Source organism: Microcella putealis, assembly GCF_004216575.1.
In the GTDB taxonomy this organism is placed as follows: domain Bacteria; phylum Actinomycetota; class Actinomycetes; order Actinomycetales; family Microbacteriaceae; genus Microcella; species Microcella putealis.
Window position 1 is genome coordinate 49,379 of the sequence record NZ_SGWW01000003.1, and the last position, 17,420, is coordinate 66,798.

Sequence of the window (17,420 nt, forward strand, 5' to 3'; positions counted from 1 at the left end):
GGTAGGCTGAGCGCGTGAAGATCCTCGTCCTCGGCTCCGGTGCCCGCGAGCACGCCATCATCACCGCCCTCCTGAGCGAGCGGGCCGAGCACCACATCGTCGCCGCCCCCGGCAACGCCGGCATCGCCGAGGCCGTCGAGACGGTCGCGCTCGACCCCACCTCGGGCGCGGTTGTGGCCGACTACGCGATCGAGAACGGCATCGAGCTCGTCGTCGTCGGGCCCGAGGCGCCGCTCGTCGCCGGCGTCGCCGACGCCCTGCACACCCGCGGCATCGCCGTGTTCGGGCCGAGCGCCAAGGCCGCTCAACTCGAGGGCTCGAAGGCCTTCGCGAAGCGCATCATGGAGGCGGCAGGGGTTCCGACGGGCGCCGCGGTGCGCGCCGCGACGCTCGCCGAGGTTGAGCAGGCACTCGACCGCTTCGGCGCCCCCTACGTCGTGAAGGCCGACGGGCTCGCGGCCGGCAAGGGCGTGATCGTCACCGACGACCGTGCCGCCGCGCTCGCCCACGCCGAGCACTACCTGCAGCAGGGCGGCGTGCTGATTGAAGAGCACCTCGCCGGCCAAGAGATCAGCCTGTTTTTGCTGAGCGACGGCGCGACCGTCGTGCCGCTCAGCCCGGCGCAGGACTACAAGCGCATCGGCGACGGCGACACCGGCCCGAACACCGGGGGCATGGGTGCGTACTCGCCCCTGCCGTGGGCGCCCGAGGGCCTCGTCGACGAGGTCATCGACACCGTCGCGCTGCCGACCGTGCGTCAGCTCGCCAGCGAGGACACGCCCTTCATCGGTCTGCTGTACTGCGGGCTGATCCTCACCGAGAAGGGCCTCAGAGTCATCGAGTTCAACGCCCGCTTCGGTGACCCCGAGACGCAGGTCGTGCTGCCGCGCCTCACGACCCCGCTGTCGGCGCTGCTGTACGCGGCCGCGACCGGCACGCTCGTCAGCGCCCCGCCCCCGACCTTCAGTGACGACGTCGCTGTGACGGTGGTGCTCGCGAGCGCCGGCTACCCCGACACCCCACACACGGGCCGCCCGCTCACGGGGCTCGCTGAGGCGGCAGCCGTCGAGGGCGTGCACCTCTGCCACGCGGCGACCGCCCACACCGACGAGGGCTTCGTTGCCACCGGCGGGCGCGTGCTGAGCGTCGTCGCCACCGGCCCCGACTTCACGGTCGCGCGCGAGCGGGCGTATCGTGCCATCGATCTCATCCACCTCGAGGGTGGGCAGGTGCGGCGCGACATCGCCGCCCGCGTCGACCCGGCCGCGCACTAACCAGCCCCACCCCTCACCCCGCACCTTGTCTCGCCGGGCGGTGCCCGGCCCGGCCCCGCAGGAGACCCGCATGAGCACCGGTCACGCCGTCGACGCCCTCCACCTTTCCGGCTGGGCGCACGCCTACAGCGGCAAGGTGCGCGACCTGTACGTGCCCGCCGACGTCGCGGAGGCGACGGACGCGGAGGGCGCGCCCCGTGCATCCGCCCTGGCCCGCGCCGACCGCGTGCTCATGGTCGCGAGCAACCGGGTGAGCGCGTTCGACCACGTGCTCGAGCCCGAGATTCCGGCAAAGGGCGCACTGCTCACGCAGCTCAGCCGCTGGTGGTTCGCGCAGCTGCCCATCGCCAACCACATCGACCCGACCGCCGAAGTGCCCGCCGAGGTCGCCGACCGCGCGGTGGTCGCCCGCCGGCTCGACATGTACCCGGTCGAGTGCGTCGTGCGCGGCTACCTGGTCGGCAGCGGCTGGGCCGAGTACCGCGAGCACGGCACCGTCTGCGGCATCGCGCTGCCCGCGGGCCTCGCGAACGGCGACCGCCTGCCCGAACCGATCTACACCCCCGCGTGGAAGGCGCCGTACGGCGAGCACGACGAGAACATCACCTTCGAACGCTCGGTCGAGCTGGTCGGGGCCGATGTCGCCACCGCGCTGCGGGATGCGTCGCTCGCGATCTTCACGCAGGCCTCGGTCGTCGCCGAATCGCGCGGCGTGATTCTCGCCGACACCAAGTTCGAGTTCGGCGCCGACCCCGAGACGGGCGAACTGACCCTCGCCGACGAGGTGCTGACGAGCGACTCGTCACGCTATTGGGACGCCGCCGCCTACGCCGCGGGCGGCCCCGACCGGCTCGCCAGCTTCGACAAGCAGATCGTGCGCGACTGGCTGTCGGCCAACTGGGACGGCCAGGGCGTGCCCCCGCGTCTGCCCGCCGAGATCGTCGAGCAGACGGCGGCGCGCTACCGCGAGTTGATCGAGCGCCTGACGGCGTAGGGCGCGCGGCGGCTCGCCCGTCGGCCCGCTCGGACCGCCGGCCGGAATACCCCGGGGGGATATCGGGTTGAGCCGATATGCCCGATCAGCACGAAGCACCCGCCGAGCAGCCGCTACCCACCGAGCAGGCGCGTCCCGCCGAGCACGCGCTGCCCGCCGACTTGGCGATGGGCGCGGTGACCCTCGACGTCGCCAACCTCGACCTCATGACCGCCTACTACCGCGACGCCGTGGGGCTGGCCGTTCTCGCCGAGGGCGCCGGCACGGTCACGCTCGGCCGCCCGGCTCACGTCGCCAACACCAGCTCGGGCACGACCGTCACGCCCGCCCAACCCGCCGTCGTGCTGCGGCACGCCCCCGCGATGCGGCACGCCGGCCCCCGCGAGGCGGGCCTCTTCCACACGGCGATCCTCTTCGAGACGCGCGCCGCTCTCTCCGCCGCGGTGTACCGCACGGCGACGGCGCATCCCGATCGCTTTACGGGCTCGGCCGACCACCTCGTGAGCGAGGCGTTCTACTTCGACGACCCCGAGGGCAACGGCGTCGAGCTCTACTGGGACCGTCCGCGCGACACGTGGCAGTGGTCGGGTGACCGGGTCGCGATGGCCACACTCGCGCTCGACCCGAACGCCTACCTGCGCGAGCACCTCACCGAGCACGCCCTTGCGGCCCCCATCGCCGGTTCCGTCGGCCACGTGCACCTCTCAGTCGGCGACGTCGACACGGCCCGCGACTTCTACGCGGGCGCGCTCGGCTTCGACATCACCGCCGAACTCGGCAATCAGGCCGTGTTCATGAGTGCGGGCGGTTACCACCACCACATGGCGATGAACGTGTGGCGCAGCCGCGGCGCAGGCGTGCGGCAAGCGACGCTCGGGCTCGGCCTCGTCGACATCGTGCTGCCGACCGCTGACGCGGTCGACGCCCTCACCGAACGGATGCGCGACCACCGCATCGAGGTCGCGAACGACGGCCAAACGGTCACCCTCGGCGACCCCTGGGGCAACACCCTGCGCGTCACCGCGACGCTCTAGACTCGTCGGCCGTGAGCGATCCCCACAACCAGACCGACCCCGCACACAACAGGGCGGCGGCGCGCCACGAGCGCGACCAGGCCGACAAGCCCAGCTTCACGCGCGACGGGCTCGCCGTGAGCCGCGCGGTCGCGCTGGCGCTCGCGCCCGTGATCGTGCCGCAGTCGCGCGTGCTGCGCGAGAGCATCCCCGTGCTGCCCGAGGCCCCCGCCCCGTGGCGCGGCTCGGCCGGCCCCCGCGGTGGCGGCGAGCCCACGCGGCTGCTCGTGCTCGGCGACTCGACCGCCGCCGGCGTCGGCGTCGACCACGCACGGCTCGGTCTCGGCGGGCAGCTGGCCAAGGCCCTCAGCGAGGCGACCGAGCGGCGGGTGTTGTGGCGCGCATCCGGCCGATCGGGCGCAACGGCCCGCGACCTCATCGCCCGCCACCTGCGCCCGGCGCTGCGCGAGCGCACGACCGTGGTCTTTCTCACCGTGGGCGCCAACGACGCGCTCGCGGTGCGCAGCGCCCGCGGCTTTCGGCGCGACGTCACGCACATCGTCGACAAGGTGTTCGCCGCCCACCCCGACGCCGTGCTGCTGATGTCGTCGCTGCCGGCGTTCTTCCGGTTCCGCGGGCTGCCCGAGCCGCTGCGCTCAACGCTGTACCGGCACTCGCAGGCGCTCGAGCACGAGGCACGCGAACTCATTGACGCGCACCCGCGGGCCCACATGTCGCCTCCCCCGCCGCCCTACACTGAGGGCTTCTTCGCGGTCGACGACTTCCACCCGAGCGCCCTCGGCTACCGCGACTGGGCGCAGTTCGCCGTCGCCGACGCGCTCGAGTCGCCGGTCGGCGCGCTGCTGCGCGAGGCGTAGGCGCCGCGGCGGACGCTTACGAGGCTGACTCGTCGCCGTCGGCGGGCGCCTCGCCGGCAACCGGGCCGCGCGCGCGGGACCGGCCCCGCGCATCCCGATCAGCACCCAAATCGGCACCAGCGGCCACCTCGCCCACCTCGACGCGCTGCGTCGGCAGCGCCTCGGGAGCCTCGCGGCGCACCCAGTCGACGAGCTTTTCGCGCACGAGGATCTGCAGGTCCCACAGGTCGCTCGAGTTGCGGGCACTGACGAGCGGGCGCACGCGCACGTAGCCGCCGACGGCGCTCGTGACGGCGATGCTCGCGACGCGCTCATCCCAGAGCGGCGAGGCCTCGACGATGTGGGTGAGTTCGGCGCGCATTGCGTCGACGTCGACCCGCCAGTCGACGTCGAGCTCGACGGTGCCCATCAACTCGGAGGCGCTGCGGGTCCAGTTCGCGAACGGCGTCGTCGTGAAGTAGGTCGACGGCAGGACGAGCCGACGCTGATCCCAGATGCGCACGACGACGTAGGTGAGCGTGATCTCCTCCACGCGACCGAACTCGCCCTCGACGACGACCACATCGTCGAGACGGATCGCGTCGCTGAACGCCAATTGCATGCCCGCGAACACGTTGGCGAGGGTCGACTGTGCGGCAAGACCCGCGATCACCGAGGCGAGACCGGCCGAGGCGAGCAGGCTCGCGCCTGCCGCCTGCGCGCCCGGGAAGGTCAGCAGCGCGGCGGCGACCGCGAGCAGCCCGATCACGACGACGACCACCCGCCGGATCAACCTCAGCTGCGTCTGCATGCGCCGGGCCACCCGGTTGTCGTCGACCGTCACGTCGTAGCGGCGCAACACCCGCTCGAACATGAGCTGCACGATCGCCGTGGTGAACCACGCCGCCGCGAGAATCACGAGAATGCGGAACGTCTGGTTGATCGCCGGCCGCCAACCCGCCTCCACCACGTCCGGCGGCAGCGTCAGCGAGAACGCAATCCACGTTCCGATGAGGGCGAGCAGGATGCGCAACCGCCGCCTCGGCGGACCGAACGTCGCATAGGCGCCCGCCCACTTCCGCGAGGCGATGCGGGCGGCGAGCGCAAGCATCCCGGTCACGATGATGACGATGCCGAGCGCGATCGCGACGGCGATCGCGAGGCCCGGCCAGCTCTGCCAGGTGAAGGTGTCGATGTCGGGCACGAGGCCTCCCGTTCCGGTTTCCTGATCGGTGGTCGTCGGTCGGTCACCCCACGCTAACCACGCCGGTAGAGTGAATGCTGACCCCACCCGCTCAATCGCAGGGAGCCGCCGTGCCCACCATCGTCGTCGAGGTCATGCCGAAGGCCGAACTTCTCGACCCGGCCGGCAAGGCCGTCGCGGGGGCCATTCACCGCCTGGGTGAGAACCGCATCACCGACGTGCGCCTCGGCAAGCGTTTCGAACTGCACGTGGATGGCGAGGTTGACGACGCCCTCCTCGACACGGCGCGGCAGTTGGCCGCCGACCTGCTGTCGAACGGCGTCATCGAAGACGTGGTCAGCGTGCACGTGGCCGACGACGCGCACGCCTCGACGGGCGCGTGACCGTGCGCGTCGGAGTCGTCACCTTCCCCGGGTCGCTCGATGACCGCGACGCGATGCGCGCCGTGCGCCTCGCCGGCGCCGAGCCCGTCGCGCTCTGGCACGGCGAGCACGACCTGAAGGGCGTCGACGCGATCGTCTTGCCCGGCGGCTTCAGCTACGGCGACTACCTGCGCGCCGGCGCCATCGCCGCTCGCTCGCCGATCATGGCCGAGGTCATCGATGCGGCGAACGGCGGCATGCCCGTGCTCGGCATCTGCAACGGCTTCCAGATTCTCGTCGAGGCGCACCTGCTGCCCGGCGGGCTCATTCGCAACGACCACGGCGACTTCATTCGCCGCGACCAGAAGCTGCGGGTCGAGTCGACGGACAGCGCCTGGACGAACGGCTTCACCGCGGGTCAAGAAATCGTGATCCCGCTGAAGAACGGCGAGGGCGGCTACATCGCCGACGACGCGACGCTCGATCGGCTCGAGGGCGAGGGGCTCGTCGCCTTCCGGTACGTCGACGTGAACCCCAACGGCTCGCTGCGCGACATCGCTGGCCTGCGCAACGAGCGCGGCAACGTGGTGGGACTCATGCCGCACCCCGAGCACGCGGTCGAGGCGGGCTTCGGCCCCGACACCGACCTCGCGATGCGCTCCGGCACCGACGGGCTGACGTTCTTCACATCGGTGCTCAAGCAGAGCGTGCTGAACTAGGCACGTGACTACCGACGCCTCCGGGGCGCCTGCCGCGCCCGCCGCGCCGTCCGCCGCCAGCGCGAGCACCGCATCCCGCCTGACGCCGAAGAAGCTGTACCGCGTCGTCGCGATTGCCGAGGCGATCACCTGGACGCTCCTCATCGGCGGCCTCATCATTCGCGCCGTGATCGGCGACGAGGACGGCGGCATCTTCGTCACGATCGGCGGCAGCATCCACGGATTCGTCTTCCTCGCCTACGGTGCGACGGCCGTCTTGACCGCCGTCAACCAGCGCTGGGGCGTGGGCATCGGGATGCTCGCGGTCGTCACCGCAATCGTTCCGTACGCGACGATTCCGTTCGACATCTGGGCGCACCGCACGGGTCGCCTCGAGGGTGACTGGCGACGCGAGGCGACGGACGACCCGCGCGACCGCGTGTGGTTCGACCGCCTCGTGCGGTGGATGCTGCGGCACCCCTACCTGCTCGGCACGCTGATCGTCGTGGGTGTCGTCATCGCGTACGTAGTGCTGCTCACGATCGGGCCGCCGATTCCGAAGGCCGACTAGCTCACCGCTAGCCGTGCACGGCGACTAGTTCAGCGCTGCGCCCACGAAGAACGCCCCCGTGAACACGAGGAGGGCGATCACCACGAAGATCCAGAGCGTCGACGCCTTCATGCGCTCAGCGTATGCGGGTCGCGTTACGGGCGGATGACGCGTCGGGGCGGATGCTCCCCCGCCGATAGGATCGGAGCATCCGCCCCCGCCTCCCGCTAAGGAGCGTTCTTCCGTGAGCGATGCCGTCGCGCCCGCCATCCCCCAGCCCGACACGGTCGACAACGCGATCGCGACGCCGGACAAGCACCAGCCGTACGACGCGCTGGGCCTGAAGGCCGACGAGTACCAGCAGATCCGCGAGATCTTGGGCCGCCGCCCGACGAGCGGCGAACTCGCCATGTACTCGGTGATGTGGAGCGAGCACTGTTCGTACAAGTCCAGCAAGGTGCACCTGCGCCAATTCGGCCAGAAGGTCAGCGACGAGATGCGCGAGCACCTCATGGTCGGCATGGGCGAGAACGCCGGCGTCGTCGACATCGGCGAGGGCTGGGCGGTCACGTTCAAGATCGAGAGCCACAACCACCCGAGCTACATCGAGCCCTTCCAAGGTGCGGCGACCGGCGTCGGCGGCATCGTGCGCGACATCATCTCGATGGGCGCCCGCCCCGTCGCCGTCATGGACGCCCTGCGGTTCGGCGCGATCGACCACCCCGACACCGCCCGCGTGCTGCCGGGTGTCGTCTCCGGCATCAGCTTCTACGGCAACTGCCTCGGCCTTCCCAACATCGGCGGCGAGACCTGGTTCGATCCCGTCTACCAGGCGAACCCGCTCGTCAACGCGCTCGCGGTCGGCGCCCTGCGCCACGAAGACCTGCACCTCGCGAACGCCCGCGGCGTCGGCAACAAGGTCGTGCTGTTCGGGGCCCGCACGGGCGGCGACGGCATCGGCGGTGCGTCGATTCTCGCCTCCGACACCTTCAGCGAGGGCGGGCCGACGAAGCGCCCCGCCGTGCAGGTGGGCGACCCGTTCGCCGAGAAGGTGCTTATCGAGTGCTGCCTCGAGCTGTACCGCGAGGGCCTCGTCGAGGGCATCCAAGACCTCGGCGCCGCCGGCATCTCGTGCGCGACCAGCGAGCTCGCCTCGAACGGCGATGGCGGCATGGTCATCGACCTCGACGCCGTGCTGTTGCGCGACCCGAGCTTGACCGCCGAAGAGATCCTGATGTCGGAAAGCCAGGAGCGCATGATGGCCGTCGTCGAGCCGTCGAAGCTCGACGCGTTCCTCGCCGTCACCGCCAAGTGGGACGTCGAGACCAGCGTGCTCGGCGAGGTCACCGACACGGGCCGCCTCGTCATCCACTGGCGCGGCGAGAAGATCGTCGACGTCGACCCGCGCACCGTCGCGGTCGACGGCCCCGTGTACAACCGGCCTATGCAGCGCCCCGAATGGCTGGATGCGCTCAACGCGGATTCCGCGCGCGCCCTGCCCCGCGCATCCGACGATTCTGAACTGCGCGCCCAGGCGCTGCGGGTACTCGGCGGGCCGAACCAGGCCGACGCGAGCCTCATCACCAATCAGTACGACTACTACGTCATCGGCAACACGGCGCTCGCGATGCCCGACGACGCGGGCATGATCCGCATCGACGAAGAGAGCGGGCTCGGCGTCGCCCTCGCCACCGACGCGAACGGCCGCTACTGCCAGCTCGACCCCTACGCGGGCGCGCAGCTCGCGCTCGCCGAGGCGTACCGCAACGTCGCGGCCACCGGCGCGAACCCGCGCGCGGTCAGCGACTGCCTCAACTTCGGCAGCCCCGAGAACCCCGAGGTGATGTGGCAGTTCGCTCGCGCCGTCGAGGGCCTCGCCGACGGCTGCCTCGAGCTCGGCATTCCGGTGACCGGCGGCAACGTGTCGTTCTACAACCAGACCGGCGACGTGCCGATTCACCCGACCCCCGTCGTCGCCGTCATGGGCGTCATCGACCACGTCGACCGCCGCCTGCCGTCGGGCTGGCAGGACGAGGGCGAGAACCTCTACCTGCTGGGCGTCACGCGCGACGAGCTCGACGGCTCGGCCTGGGCCGGCGTCGTGCACGAGCACCTCGGCGGGGTGCCCCCGCGCGTCGACCTCGCAGCCGAGAAGAACCTCGCCGGACTCATGGCCGCTGCCGCCGAGGAGGGCCTCGTCACGAGCGCCCACGACCTCAGCGACGGCGGGCTCATCGCGACGCTCGCCGAAGGAGTGCTGCGCTTTGGCGTCGGCGCCCGCGTGTGGCTGACCGAGCTGATGGAGCGCGACGGGATCGACGCGACCGCTGCGCTCTTCGCCGAATCAGGCGCCCGGATGCTCGTTTCCGTCGCGAGGGAAGACGACGTTAAGTTCCGCGGGCTCTGCGAGGGTCGCCTCGTCACCGTCACCCGTATCGGCGTTACCGACGGCGAGATCGACGGACTCGACGTGCAAGACCGCTTCACGCTGTCGCACGCTGAGCTGGCCGCCGCGCACCGCCACACGCTGCCCGAGCGCTTCGGCGCCGTCGTCGGGGGTTAACCCCCGGAATACCCAGCGGATGCCGTGACGTCACCGGGTCGAGAAAGCCTCGCCGGTAGGCTCGCGGCGTGACGAGCGAGAACGCCACGCCCTCTTCGGCTGCTCCCGAGCCCGCTTTTGCTGACCCCCGCGCGGCCGATGCCGCCGCGCCCGTGGTCCCGGCCGCGCGTGGCCTGAGCGAGGCCGAGGCCCGCGACCGCTTCGCGCAGGGGCTCGGCAACGCGATGCCGTCGAGCACCGGCCGCTCGTTTTGGCGCATCATGCAGGCGAACCTCTTCACCCTGTTCAACGGGGTGGTCGGGGGCTGCTTCATCCTCTTGCTCGTTCTCGGCTATTGGCAGGATGCGCTGTTCGGCGTCTTCGTCATCGCGAACGTGCTCATCGGGGTCGGGCAGGAGTTTCGCGCGAAGCTCACGCTGAGCAGGCTGGCGGTGCTGAATGCGCCGAACGCGACGGTGCTGCGCGATGGCGCGCCCACGAGCATCCCGATCGCGCGCATCGTCATGGATGACGTGCTCGTGCTCGGCGCCGGCGACCAGGTCGCCGCCGACGCTGTCGTCATCGAGGCGCACGGGCTCGAGGTTGACGAGTCGCTGCTCACCGGAGAGGCCGACGCCATCAACGCGCCCGTCGACCGCGAACTGCTGAGCGGCTCGACCGTCGTCGGCGGCCGCGGGCTCGCCCGGGTGATTCGCGTCGGCGCCAACTCGTACGCCGCCAAGATCACGGCCGAGGCGAAGCAGTTCAGCCTCGTCAACTCTGAGCTGCGGCAGGCGCTCGCCCGCGTCATCACGTGGATCAGCTGGCTGCTCGTGCCCGTCGGCCTCATCGCCATCAACGGGCAGATGCAGGCGCTCGGCGGGTGGGCCGTGGCGATCGAGACCGGCGCGTGGCGTGAGGCCAGCGTCGGGGCGATCGCCGGCCTCATCGCGATGATCCCGCAGGGTCTCGTCTTCATGACGAGCGTGTCGCTCGCCGTCGGCGCCGTGAAGTTGTCGCAGAAGCAGGTGCTCGTGCAAGAGCTCGCCGCCGTCGAGGGGCTCGCCCGCGTCGACATCCTCTGCCTCGACAAGACCGGCACCCTCACCGAGGGGCAGCTCGTGCTCGACGAGGTCGAGCCGGTGGGCCGAGCGCTCGCCGCGTCTGACCCCGACCTGCCCGCGTCGGGGCTCGACTGGCGACTCGCCCTTGCCGCCGTCGGCGCCGACCCCCAGGCGAACGCCACCGCCGCTGCGCTGCGCGAGCCGTACCCCGGCGCCGGCACCCCCGAGCCGGTCGCCCGCATCGACTTCTCCTCCCACCGCAAGTGGAGCGCCCTGCAGCTCGACGACGCGCGCGCCGCCGGCACGTGGGTCATCGGCGCCCCCGACATCGTGCTCGCCGACTCGGCGAGCGCCGAGCTGACGGCCGACACGCTCGGGCGCACGACGGCGCTCGCCGAAGCGGGCCGCCGCGTTCTCGTGCTGGCCCGCACCGAGCATCCGCTCGCCCCCGTCGACGACGGCGTGCAGCCGGCCCTGCCGGCGCAGCTCGCGCCGATCGCGATCGTGTCGTTCCGCGAGAAGGTGCGCGACGACGCCCCCGAGACGCTGCGCTTCTTCGCCGAGCAGGGCGTCGAGCTCTGCGTCATCTCGGGCGACGACCCGCGCACCGTCGCCGCGGTCGCCCGCGAGGCGGGCGTCGCGTTCGACGGCGAGGCGATGGATGCGCGCAAGCTTCCCGACGACCCCGCCGCCCTCGATGAGGTCATGGCCCACACCCGCGTCTTCGGCCGCGTCGTGCCCGAGCAGAAAAAGCAGATGGTGCTGTCGCTGCAGCGCCTCGGCCGGACCGTCGCGATGACCGGCGACGGAGTGAACGACGCCCTCGCGCTGAAGTACGCCGACATGGGGATCGCGATGGGCTCGGGCTCGGCGGCGACCCGCGCGGTGGCGCGCCTCGTGCTGCTCGACGGGCAGTTCTCGCGCCTGCCCCGCATTCTCGCCGAGGGGCGCCAGGTGATCGCGAACGTCGAGCGGCTGGCGAAGCTGTTCCTGTCGAAGACCACCTACGCGGTGATGTTCGCGGTCGTGTTCGGCGTGCTGCTGTGGGAGTTCCCGCTGCTGCCCCGCCAGTTCTCGGTGACCGATGGGCTCACGATCGGTCTGCCCGCGATCGTCTTCGCGCTGCTGACCAACACGCGTGTGTACCGGCCGGGATTCTTGACGCGGGCCGCGCGGTTCTGCGTGCCGAAGGGCCTCACGGTCGGGGTCGTGCTGATCTCGGTCGTCGGCTGGGCGCGCTTCACCGGCGACTACTCGCTCGCGCAGATTCAGACGGCGGCGACGATCACCCTGACGCTGACGGCGCTCTGGGTGCTGGTGACGCTCGCGCGACCATTCACCTGGCTGACCGCGCTCATTGTCGCGGGCTCGTACGTGGGGCTCGCCGTCGTGCTGTTCGCGCCGCCCGCCGTCGAGTTCCTGCAGTTCGAGATGCCGGATGCGCGCCTCGCCGCCGTCGCAATCGGCGCGTCCCTGGTCGGCAACCTCGTGATCGAGATCTTCCACCGCCGCGTGCCGTCGTAAAGGCCGCGGTCGCGGCGGTCTACCGGCCTGCGCGAGGTGCTGAAGGCGTGAAGTCGCGACCATTCCTGCCCGCCGCGTGCCGCGCATCCGTGCGCCGCCGGGCCAGATGTCCGCCAGACCGACAGTTCGTGGCGACTAGCGGCGCGTTCGCCGCGCCACGCCAAGCCACAACCCACCCTGTCGGTCTGGCGGACAGCCGTTCGACTGACAGCGGTCGGGCCGACAGCGATCCCACTGAGCCGCCCCCGCGCATCCGCTGCCATTGACGCTCACGAGCAGCTCGTGACGTATTGCAGGAAACCGGCCCTGCGCTGCCAGAAAACACCTGGGACTTACCGCCCCTGCCCGTCCCCTTTCCTGCACAGCGTCACGGGCGCAGCCGGAAGGGCCCTGCCTGCAGCAGCGCCGTTGCGGTCGGCCGGTAGCCTCGCACCCGCCCGGGGCACACAGCGCGCGCCCCGAACACAGAGAACGGGCCCCGCTACCACCGCGCGGGGCCCGAACTGTTTTCCGGGGAGGGCAGGCCCAGGCATGCCCGCCCACCCCGGAAGTGGGTGCGACGAGGGCGCTAGTGCGCCGTCGCCTTCTCGGCGCCGACTCCGGTGAGGGAGCGCACCTCCATCTCGGTCTGCTTGTCGCTCGACTCGCGGCGACGCTCGAGCACGCTGCCGAGCCAGCCGAGCAGGAACGCCAGCGGGATCGACACGATGCCGGGGTTCGACAGCGGGAAGATTGCGAAATCGGCTCCGGGAATCATCGAGCGCTCGCCACCCGAGACGACGGGCGACAGGGCGATCAGCACGATCGCCGTCGTCAGGCCGCCGTACATGCTCCAGAGGGCACCGCGGGTGGTGAAGCCCTTCCAGAACAGCGAGTAGACGATCGTCGGCAGGTTCGCCGAGGCCGCCACCGCGAAGGCGAGCGCCACGAGGAACGCGACGTTCTGACCGTTCGCGCCGATGCCGCCGACGATCGCGACGAGGCCGATGACGACCACCGTGATGCGGGCGACCTTGACCTCCTGCTGCGGCGAGGCCTTGCCCTTCTTGATGACCGAGGCGTAGACGTCGTGCGAGAACGAGGCCGCCGCGGTGATCGTGAGGCCGGCGACGACCGCGAGGATCGTCGCGAAAGCGACCGCCGAGATGATGCCGAGCAGCACCGGCCCGCCCAGCTCGAACGCCAGCAGCGGTGCCGCCGAGTTCGCGCCACCCGGCGCGGCAGCGATGGCTTCCGGCCCAATGAGGGCGGCGGCGCCGTAGCCGAGCACGAGGGTGAAGACGTAGAAGATGCCGATCAGCCAGATCGCCCAGACGACGCTCTTGCGGGCCTCCTTCGCGGTCGGAACCGTGTAGAAGCGCATGAGCACGTGCGGCAGGGCGGCCGTGCCGAGCACCAGTGCGAGTCCCAGCGACAGGAAGTCGAGGCGCGTCACATCGCTCAGCCCGTACTGCAGGCCGGGTTCGAGAATCGCGGGGTTTCCGGTGGTGGCGACCGCCGCATCCAAGAGAGCCGGGAAGCTGAAGCCGTTGATGGCGAGCACCCACACGGTCATGACTCCGGCGCCGGCGATCAGCAGCACCGCCTTGATGATCTGCACCCAGGTGGTGCCCTTCATGCCTCCGACGAGCACGTACAGAATCATCAGGGCGCCGACGACGGCGATGACGACCGACTGGCCGATGCGCTCGTCGATGCCGAGCAGCAGCGACACGAGTCCGCCCGCACCGGCCATCTGGGCGAGCAGGTAGAAGAAGCTGACGACGAGCGTCGAGATGGCTGCGGCGATGCGCACGGGGCGCTGCCGCAGGCGGAAGGCGAGCACGTCGCCCATCGTGAACTTGCCCGTGTTGCGCAAGAGCTCAGCGACGACGAGCAGTGCGACGACCCACGCGACGAGGAACCCGATCGAGTACAGGAAGCCGTCGTAGCCGTTGATCGCGATCGCGCCGACGATGCCGAGGAAGGAGGCTGCCGACAGGTAGTCGCCCGCGATCGCCGAGCCGTTCTGCCCGCCCGTGAACGAGCGGCCGGCGGCGTAGTAGTCGCTCGCCGTCTTGTTGTTACGGCTCGCGCGGAAGACGATGACCATCGTCACGGCAACGAACGCGCCGAAAATCGCGATGTTCAGAATCGGGTCGCCAGGCGAGGTGGATGCGGTGCTCGCCTGAACGAGGATCGCGGCGCTCATGCGCGTGCTCCGTTCGCGCCAGCGCCCGCGCCGGCCAGCACGGGCTCAAGCTCGGCGCGGATCTCGGCCGCCGCCGGGTCGAGGTGCTTGTTGGCGTACCAGACGTAGAGCATCGTGACGGCGAAGGTGGTCGCGACCTGCGCGAGACCCCACACCATGCCGAGGTTCATCGAACCGGCGACGGGCGTCGCGAAGACCTGGGGTGCGTAACCCGCGGTCAGCACGTAGGCCAGGTACCAGGCGAGGCAGAGCCCCGTGGCGGGCAGCACAAACAGCCGGTGCCGGCGCTTCAGCGCACGGAAGCGGGGCGAGTTCTGCACGGTGCGCAGCGCCTCAATGTCGGGTTCGGCGTCGGAGGCGACGTCGGGTCGGTCGTCCGGGGCGGCACTGCCCATGGAGTCTCCCATCTGCCACGACGGCGACCTCGTCGTCACCGTCTCGTGATCGCCTACTTTCGGCCAGTGGACCGGTCTGTCGGAAGCGAGCGCGCGCATCCTGTCGACGAGCGGTAGCGAGCGTGCGATAAGCGGCACCCGCGACCGTTCGTCGTCGCCTATCGTCGACTCTCATGAGCCCGTCAGCGTTGATCGCCTTCCTCGGCGGCGCGCTGCTCGGGGCGCTCGGCGTGCTGCTGCTCGCCGCGGGCTGGCGCGCGATTCGCGGGGGGCGGGCGCTCGCGACCCCGGCCGAGCGGGCGACCTACGAGACCCTGCACCTCGCCTCGCGCGCGGCCGGACACCTGCGCGGAGGCCTTGCCGCCGGCGACCCGGCCCGCGCGGCGAAGGCGCTGAGGCAGCTGCTCGACGCCGACGCGCTCGCGCTCGCCGACCCACACGGAGTGGTCGCGCTCGACGGCCCCACCTCGCTGCAGGCCGCGGCCGAGCGGCTGGCCCGCGCCGCCGCCGACGCGGGCTCGACGCAGTTGCTCACGGCCGACGCCTCGATCGACGGGCGGGATGCGGTGGCCGCCCCCATCCGCCTCCCCGGTCGCGAGGGCGCGGGTTCGGTCGCCGGGTCGCTTGTGGCCTTCGCCTCGCCCGTTCGCCCGCCGCTCGTGCGGGCGGCCGAGGAGGCCGCCAGTTGGGTGGCCGCGCAGCTCGAGCTCGCCGAATTGGACGCCAGCCGCGCCGCCCTCGCCGAGGCCGAGGTGAAGGCCCTGCGGGCGCAAATCAGCCCGCACTTCATCTACAACGCATTGACGGCGATCGCCTCGACGATCACGACCGAGCCGGCACGCGCCCGCGAACTGGTGCTCGAGTTCGCCGACTTCACGCGGTACTCGTTCCGGCGGGCGGGCGACTTCACGGCGCTCGCCGACGAGCTGCAGTCGATCGACTCGTACCTGCAGCTCGAGCGGGCCCGCTTCGGCGAGCGCCTCGCCGTGCAGCTGCGCATCGCGCCCGAGGTGCTGCCGACGGTGATCCCGTTTCTGAGCCTGCAGCCCCTCGTCGAGAACGCGGTGCGGCACGGCCTCGAGCCGAAGGAGGGCGGCGGCACCATCACCATCACGGCCGACGCCGAGGGCGCCTTCACGGTGGTGCGCATCGACGACGACGGGGTCGGCACCGACCCCGAGGCGCTCAGGGCCGCGCTCGCCGGCCGCCCCACCGTCGACCACGTGGGGCTGCGCAACGTGGATGCGCGACTGCGCCAGGTCTACGGCGACGACTGCGGCCTCGTCGTCGAGACGCAGGTGGGCGCGGGCACGCTGATCGTGATGCGGGTGCCGCGCTCGCAACCCGAGAACGACGTGCAGGGGGTGCGGCGATGAGCGGCGATGCTCCGGGCCCTGGCGCGGCCGGCGCGGCCGGCCCAACCGAGGCGATCAGCGCCGCTCGCCCCCCGCGCACGCTCCGCCTGCTCGTCGCCGATGACGAGCGCCCCGCCCTCGACGAGCTGCTCGCCTTGCTCGGGGCCGACCCCCGCGTCGGCGAGCTTGTGCCCGCGTCGACGGGCTCGCAGGCGCTGCGCATTCTGAGCGATGACGACGGCATCGACGCCGCCGTGCTCGACATTCACATGCCCGGGCTGTCGGGGCTCGACCTCGCCCGCGCCCTGACCCGCTTCGAGCGGCGGCCGCCCGTCGTCTTCGTCACCGCCGACGACGAGAGCGCCGTCGACGCCTTCGACCTCGAGGCCGTCGACTACGTTCTGAAGCCGGTGCGCACCGAGCGCCTCGCCCGCGCGATCGGGCGCCTCGTCGACGCCGTCGCCGATTCGCGCGCCGGGTCGCGCACCGATCCGCGCGCAGGCGAAGCGCCCACGACGGATGCGCGCGGCGTGTCCCCGACGGCGACGAGCGCCGATGTCGGGGCCGGCACCGCGCATCCGGCCGACGATGTCATCGCCGTGACGCTCGGAACGACGACGCGCATGGTGCGCCGCGACGCGATTCAGTACGCGGAGGCGCAGGGCGACTACGTGCGACTGCACACCGCCGAGGGCGGCTTTCTCGTGCGGGTGCCGCTCGGCGAGCTCGAGGAGCGCTGGGCGAGCGCCGGCTTCGTGCGTGTGCACCGCTCGTACCTCGTCGCGCTCGCGCACGTCACGCGGCTGCAGTTGGCGGGGGCCGGGTCGACCGTGACGGTGGGCGCCACCGCGCTGCCGGTGAGTCGGCGGGCACTGCCGGGGCTGCGCGAGCGGCTCGACGACATGAGGGTGCGGCGGGCGTGAGCGACGACCGTGCTTCCGAGAGTGCGCCTGCGCCCGGCGCTCCCGATGCGACGCCCGCGTCGGCGAACCCGGCCACACCGCCGAGGGCGGCGCGCGTACGCGTCGCGGCCCCGCGCGCCGGTGAGCCGCTCGCGCCCCGCGCGGCCGAGCCCCTCACCGGCGGCGCCCCGGCGAGCGCCGAGCGGGTGCTCGTCGCGAGCCTGATTCGCAGCCAGTTGCGTGTCGCGATCGTCTGCGCCCTCGGCTTCGCCTCCGCGCTCGCCGCCGTCGCGTTCGTTGCCGCCCTGCCCGCGCTCAACGACGAGACGATCGCCGGGGTTCCGGTGGGCTGGCTCGTGCTCGCGTTCGGCGCGTACCCGCCGCTCGTCGCGATCGCCGCGCTCGCCGTGACGGCCGCGAATCGCGCCGAAGACCAGTACCGCGCCCTCGCCGAGCGCGACGAGGACGACGCGTGAGCGACGCGAGCGTGCTGCA

The 17,420-nt window shown here is 71.6% G+C and carries 15 protein-coding genes; 12 read left to right on the top strand and 3 right to left on the bottom strand.

The window, feature by feature from the left end; genetic code table 11:
- The first annotated feature begins 14 nt into the window (after positions 1–14).
- The 4 genes from purD (at position 15) to EV141_RS07715 (ending at position 4,159) form a co-directional block, all read left to right on the top strand.
- Positions 15–1,274 (top strand): phosphoribosylamine--glycine ligase, encoded by a 1,260-nt coding sequence (purD, locus tag EV141_RS07700; RefSeq protein ID WP_130485405.1) that lies wholly within the window; start codon positions 15–17, stop codon positions 1,272–1,274.
- Positions 1,275–1,344: 70 nt separating this feature from the next.
- Positions 1,345–2,268: a phosphoribosylaminoimidazolesuccinocarboxamide synthase gene (locus EV141_RS07705; protein WP_130485406.1), complete on the top strand. Its 924-nt coding sequence runs from the start codon at positions 1,345–1,347 to the stop codon at positions 2,266–2,268.
- A gap of 167 nt (positions 2,269–2,435) precedes the next feature.
- Positions 2,436–3,302 (top strand): VOC family protein, encoded by an 867-nt coding sequence (locus EV141_RS07710; protein ID WP_130485778.1) that lies wholly within the window; start codon positions 2,436–2,438, stop codon positions 3,300–3,302.
- 11 nt (positions 3,303–3,313) lie between these two features.
- Complete coding sequence (locus EV141_RS07715; protein WP_157985530.1) at positions 3,314–4,159, top strand: SGNH/GDSL hydrolase family protein; 846 nt, start codon at positions 3,314–3,316, stop codon at positions 4,157–4,159.
- A 16-nt stretch (positions 4,160–4,175) separates the two neighbouring features.
- Here the strand turns inward: EV141_RS07715 and EV141_RS07720 are convergent, their stop codons facing one another.
- On the bottom strand, positions 4,176–5,342 hold the full coding sequence (locus tag EV141_RS07720) for a mechanosensitive ion channel family protein (protein WP_130485408.1): 1,167 nt from the start codon (positions 5,340–5,342) through the stop codon (positions 4,176–4,178).
- Between the two features lie 110 nt (positions 5,343–5,452).
- Here EV141_RS07720 and purS point away from each other — a divergent pair, with 110 nt between their 5' ends.
- The 5 genes from purS (at position 5,453) to EV141_RS07745 (ending at position 12,082) form a co-directional block, all read left to right on the top strand.
- On the top strand, positions 5,453–5,725 hold the full coding sequence (gene purS, locus EV141_RS07725) for a phosphoribosylformylglycinamidine synthase subunit PurS (RefSeq protein WP_130485409.1): 273 nt from the start codon (positions 5,453–5,455) through the stop codon (positions 5,723–5,725).
- Positions 5,722–6,423 (top strand): phosphoribosylformylglycinamidine synthase subunit PurQ, encoded by a 702-nt coding sequence (gene purQ / locus EV141_RS07730; protein ID WP_130485410.1) that lies wholly within the window; start codon positions 5,722–5,724, stop codon positions 6,421–6,423. The genes purS and purQ overlap by 4 nt, the downstream gene beginning before the upstream one ends.
- Positions 6,424–6,502: 79 nt before the next feature.
- Positions 6,503–6,973 carry a DUF3817 domain-containing protein gene (locus EV141_RS07735; RefSeq protein ID WP_130485779.1) on the top strand — a complete coding sequence of 157 codons (471 nt, stop codon included), beginning with the start codon at positions 6,503–6,505 and terminating at the stop codon, positions 6,971–6,973.
- A 223-nt stretch (positions 6,974–7,196) separates the two neighbouring features.
- Positions 7,197–9,515 (top strand): phosphoribosylformylglycinamidine synthase subunit PurL, encoded by a 2,319-nt coding sequence (gene purL / locus EV141_RS07740; protein ID WP_130485411.1) that lies wholly within the window; start codon positions 7,197–7,199, stop codon positions 9,513–9,515.
- Between the two features lie 68 nt (positions 9,516–9,583).
- On the top strand, positions 9,584–12,082 hold the full coding sequence (locus EV141_RS07745; protein ID WP_241969167.1) for an HAD-IC family P-type ATPase: 2,499 nt from the start codon (positions 9,584–9,586) through the stop codon (positions 12,080–12,082).
- A 568-nt stretch (positions 12,083–12,650) separates the two neighbouring features.
- Here the strand turns inward: EV141_RS07745 and EV141_RS07750 are convergent.
- Positions 12,651–14,273 carry a solute symporter family protein gene (locus EV141_RS07750; RefSeq protein WP_130485412.1) on the bottom strand — a complete coding sequence of 541 codons (1,623 nt, stop codon included), beginning with the start codon at positions 14,271–14,273 and terminating at the stop codon, positions 12,651–12,653.
- Positions 14,270–14,707 (bottom strand): DUF485 domain-containing protein, encoded by a 438-nt coding sequence (locus EV141_RS07755; RefSeq protein ID WP_241969168.1) that lies wholly within the window; start codon positions 14,705–14,707, stop codon positions 14,270–14,272. Before EV141_RS07755 ends, EV141_RS07750 begins: the two co-directional genes overlap by 4 nt.
- 134 nt (positions 14,708–14,841) lie before the next feature.
- Here EV141_RS07755 and EV141_RS07760 point away from each other — a divergent pair, with 134 nt between their 5' ends.
- Genes EV141_RS07760 through EV141_RS07770 form a run of 3 tightly spaced genes read left to right on the top strand, consistent with a single transcriptional unit; the run spans position 14,842 to position 17,401 of the window.
- Positions 14,842–16,044, top strand: a complete 1,203-nt coding sequence (locus EV141_RS07760) for a sensor histidine kinase (RefSeq protein ID WP_130485414.1) — start codon at positions 14,842–14,844, stop codon at positions 16,042–16,044.
- Positions 16,041–16,946: a LytR/AlgR family response regulator transcription factor gene (locus EV141_RS07765; RefSeq protein WP_130485415.1), complete on the top strand. Its 906-nt coding sequence runs from the start codon at positions 16,041–16,043 to the stop codon at positions 16,944–16,946. The genes EV141_RS07760 and EV141_RS07765 overlap by 4 nt, the downstream gene beginning before the upstream one ends.
- Complete coding sequence (locus tag EV141_RS07770; RefSeq protein ID WP_130485416.1) at positions 16,943–17,401, top strand: heavy metal transporter; 459 nt, start codon at positions 16,943–16,945, stop codon at positions 17,399–17,401. The genes EV141_RS07765 and EV141_RS07770 overlap by 4 nt, the downstream gene beginning before the upstream one ends.
- Positions 17,402–17,420: the final 19 nt, after the last annotated feature.

Coding starts and splice junctions, on each gene's coding strand:
- EV141_RS07705 (WP_130485406.1), top strand. CDS start 1,345: ATGAGCACCGGTCACGCCGTCGACGCCCTCCACCTTTCCGGCTGGGCG.
- EV141_RS07710 (WP_130485778.1), top strand. CDS start 2,436: ATGGGCGCGGTGACCCTCGACGTCGCCAACCTCGACCTCATGACCGCC.
- EV141_RS07765 (WP_130485415.1), top strand. CDS start 16,041: ATGAGCGGCGATGCTCCGGGCCCTGGCGCGGCCGGCGCGGCCGGCCCA.
- EV141_RS07760 (WP_130485414.1), top strand. CDS start 14,842: ATGAGCCCGTCAGCGTTGATCGCCTTCCTCGGCGGCGCGCTGCTCGGG.
- EV141_RS07750 (WP_130485412.1), bottom strand. CDS start 14,273: ATGAGCGCCGCGATCCTCGTTCAGGCGAGCACCGCATCCACCTCGCCT.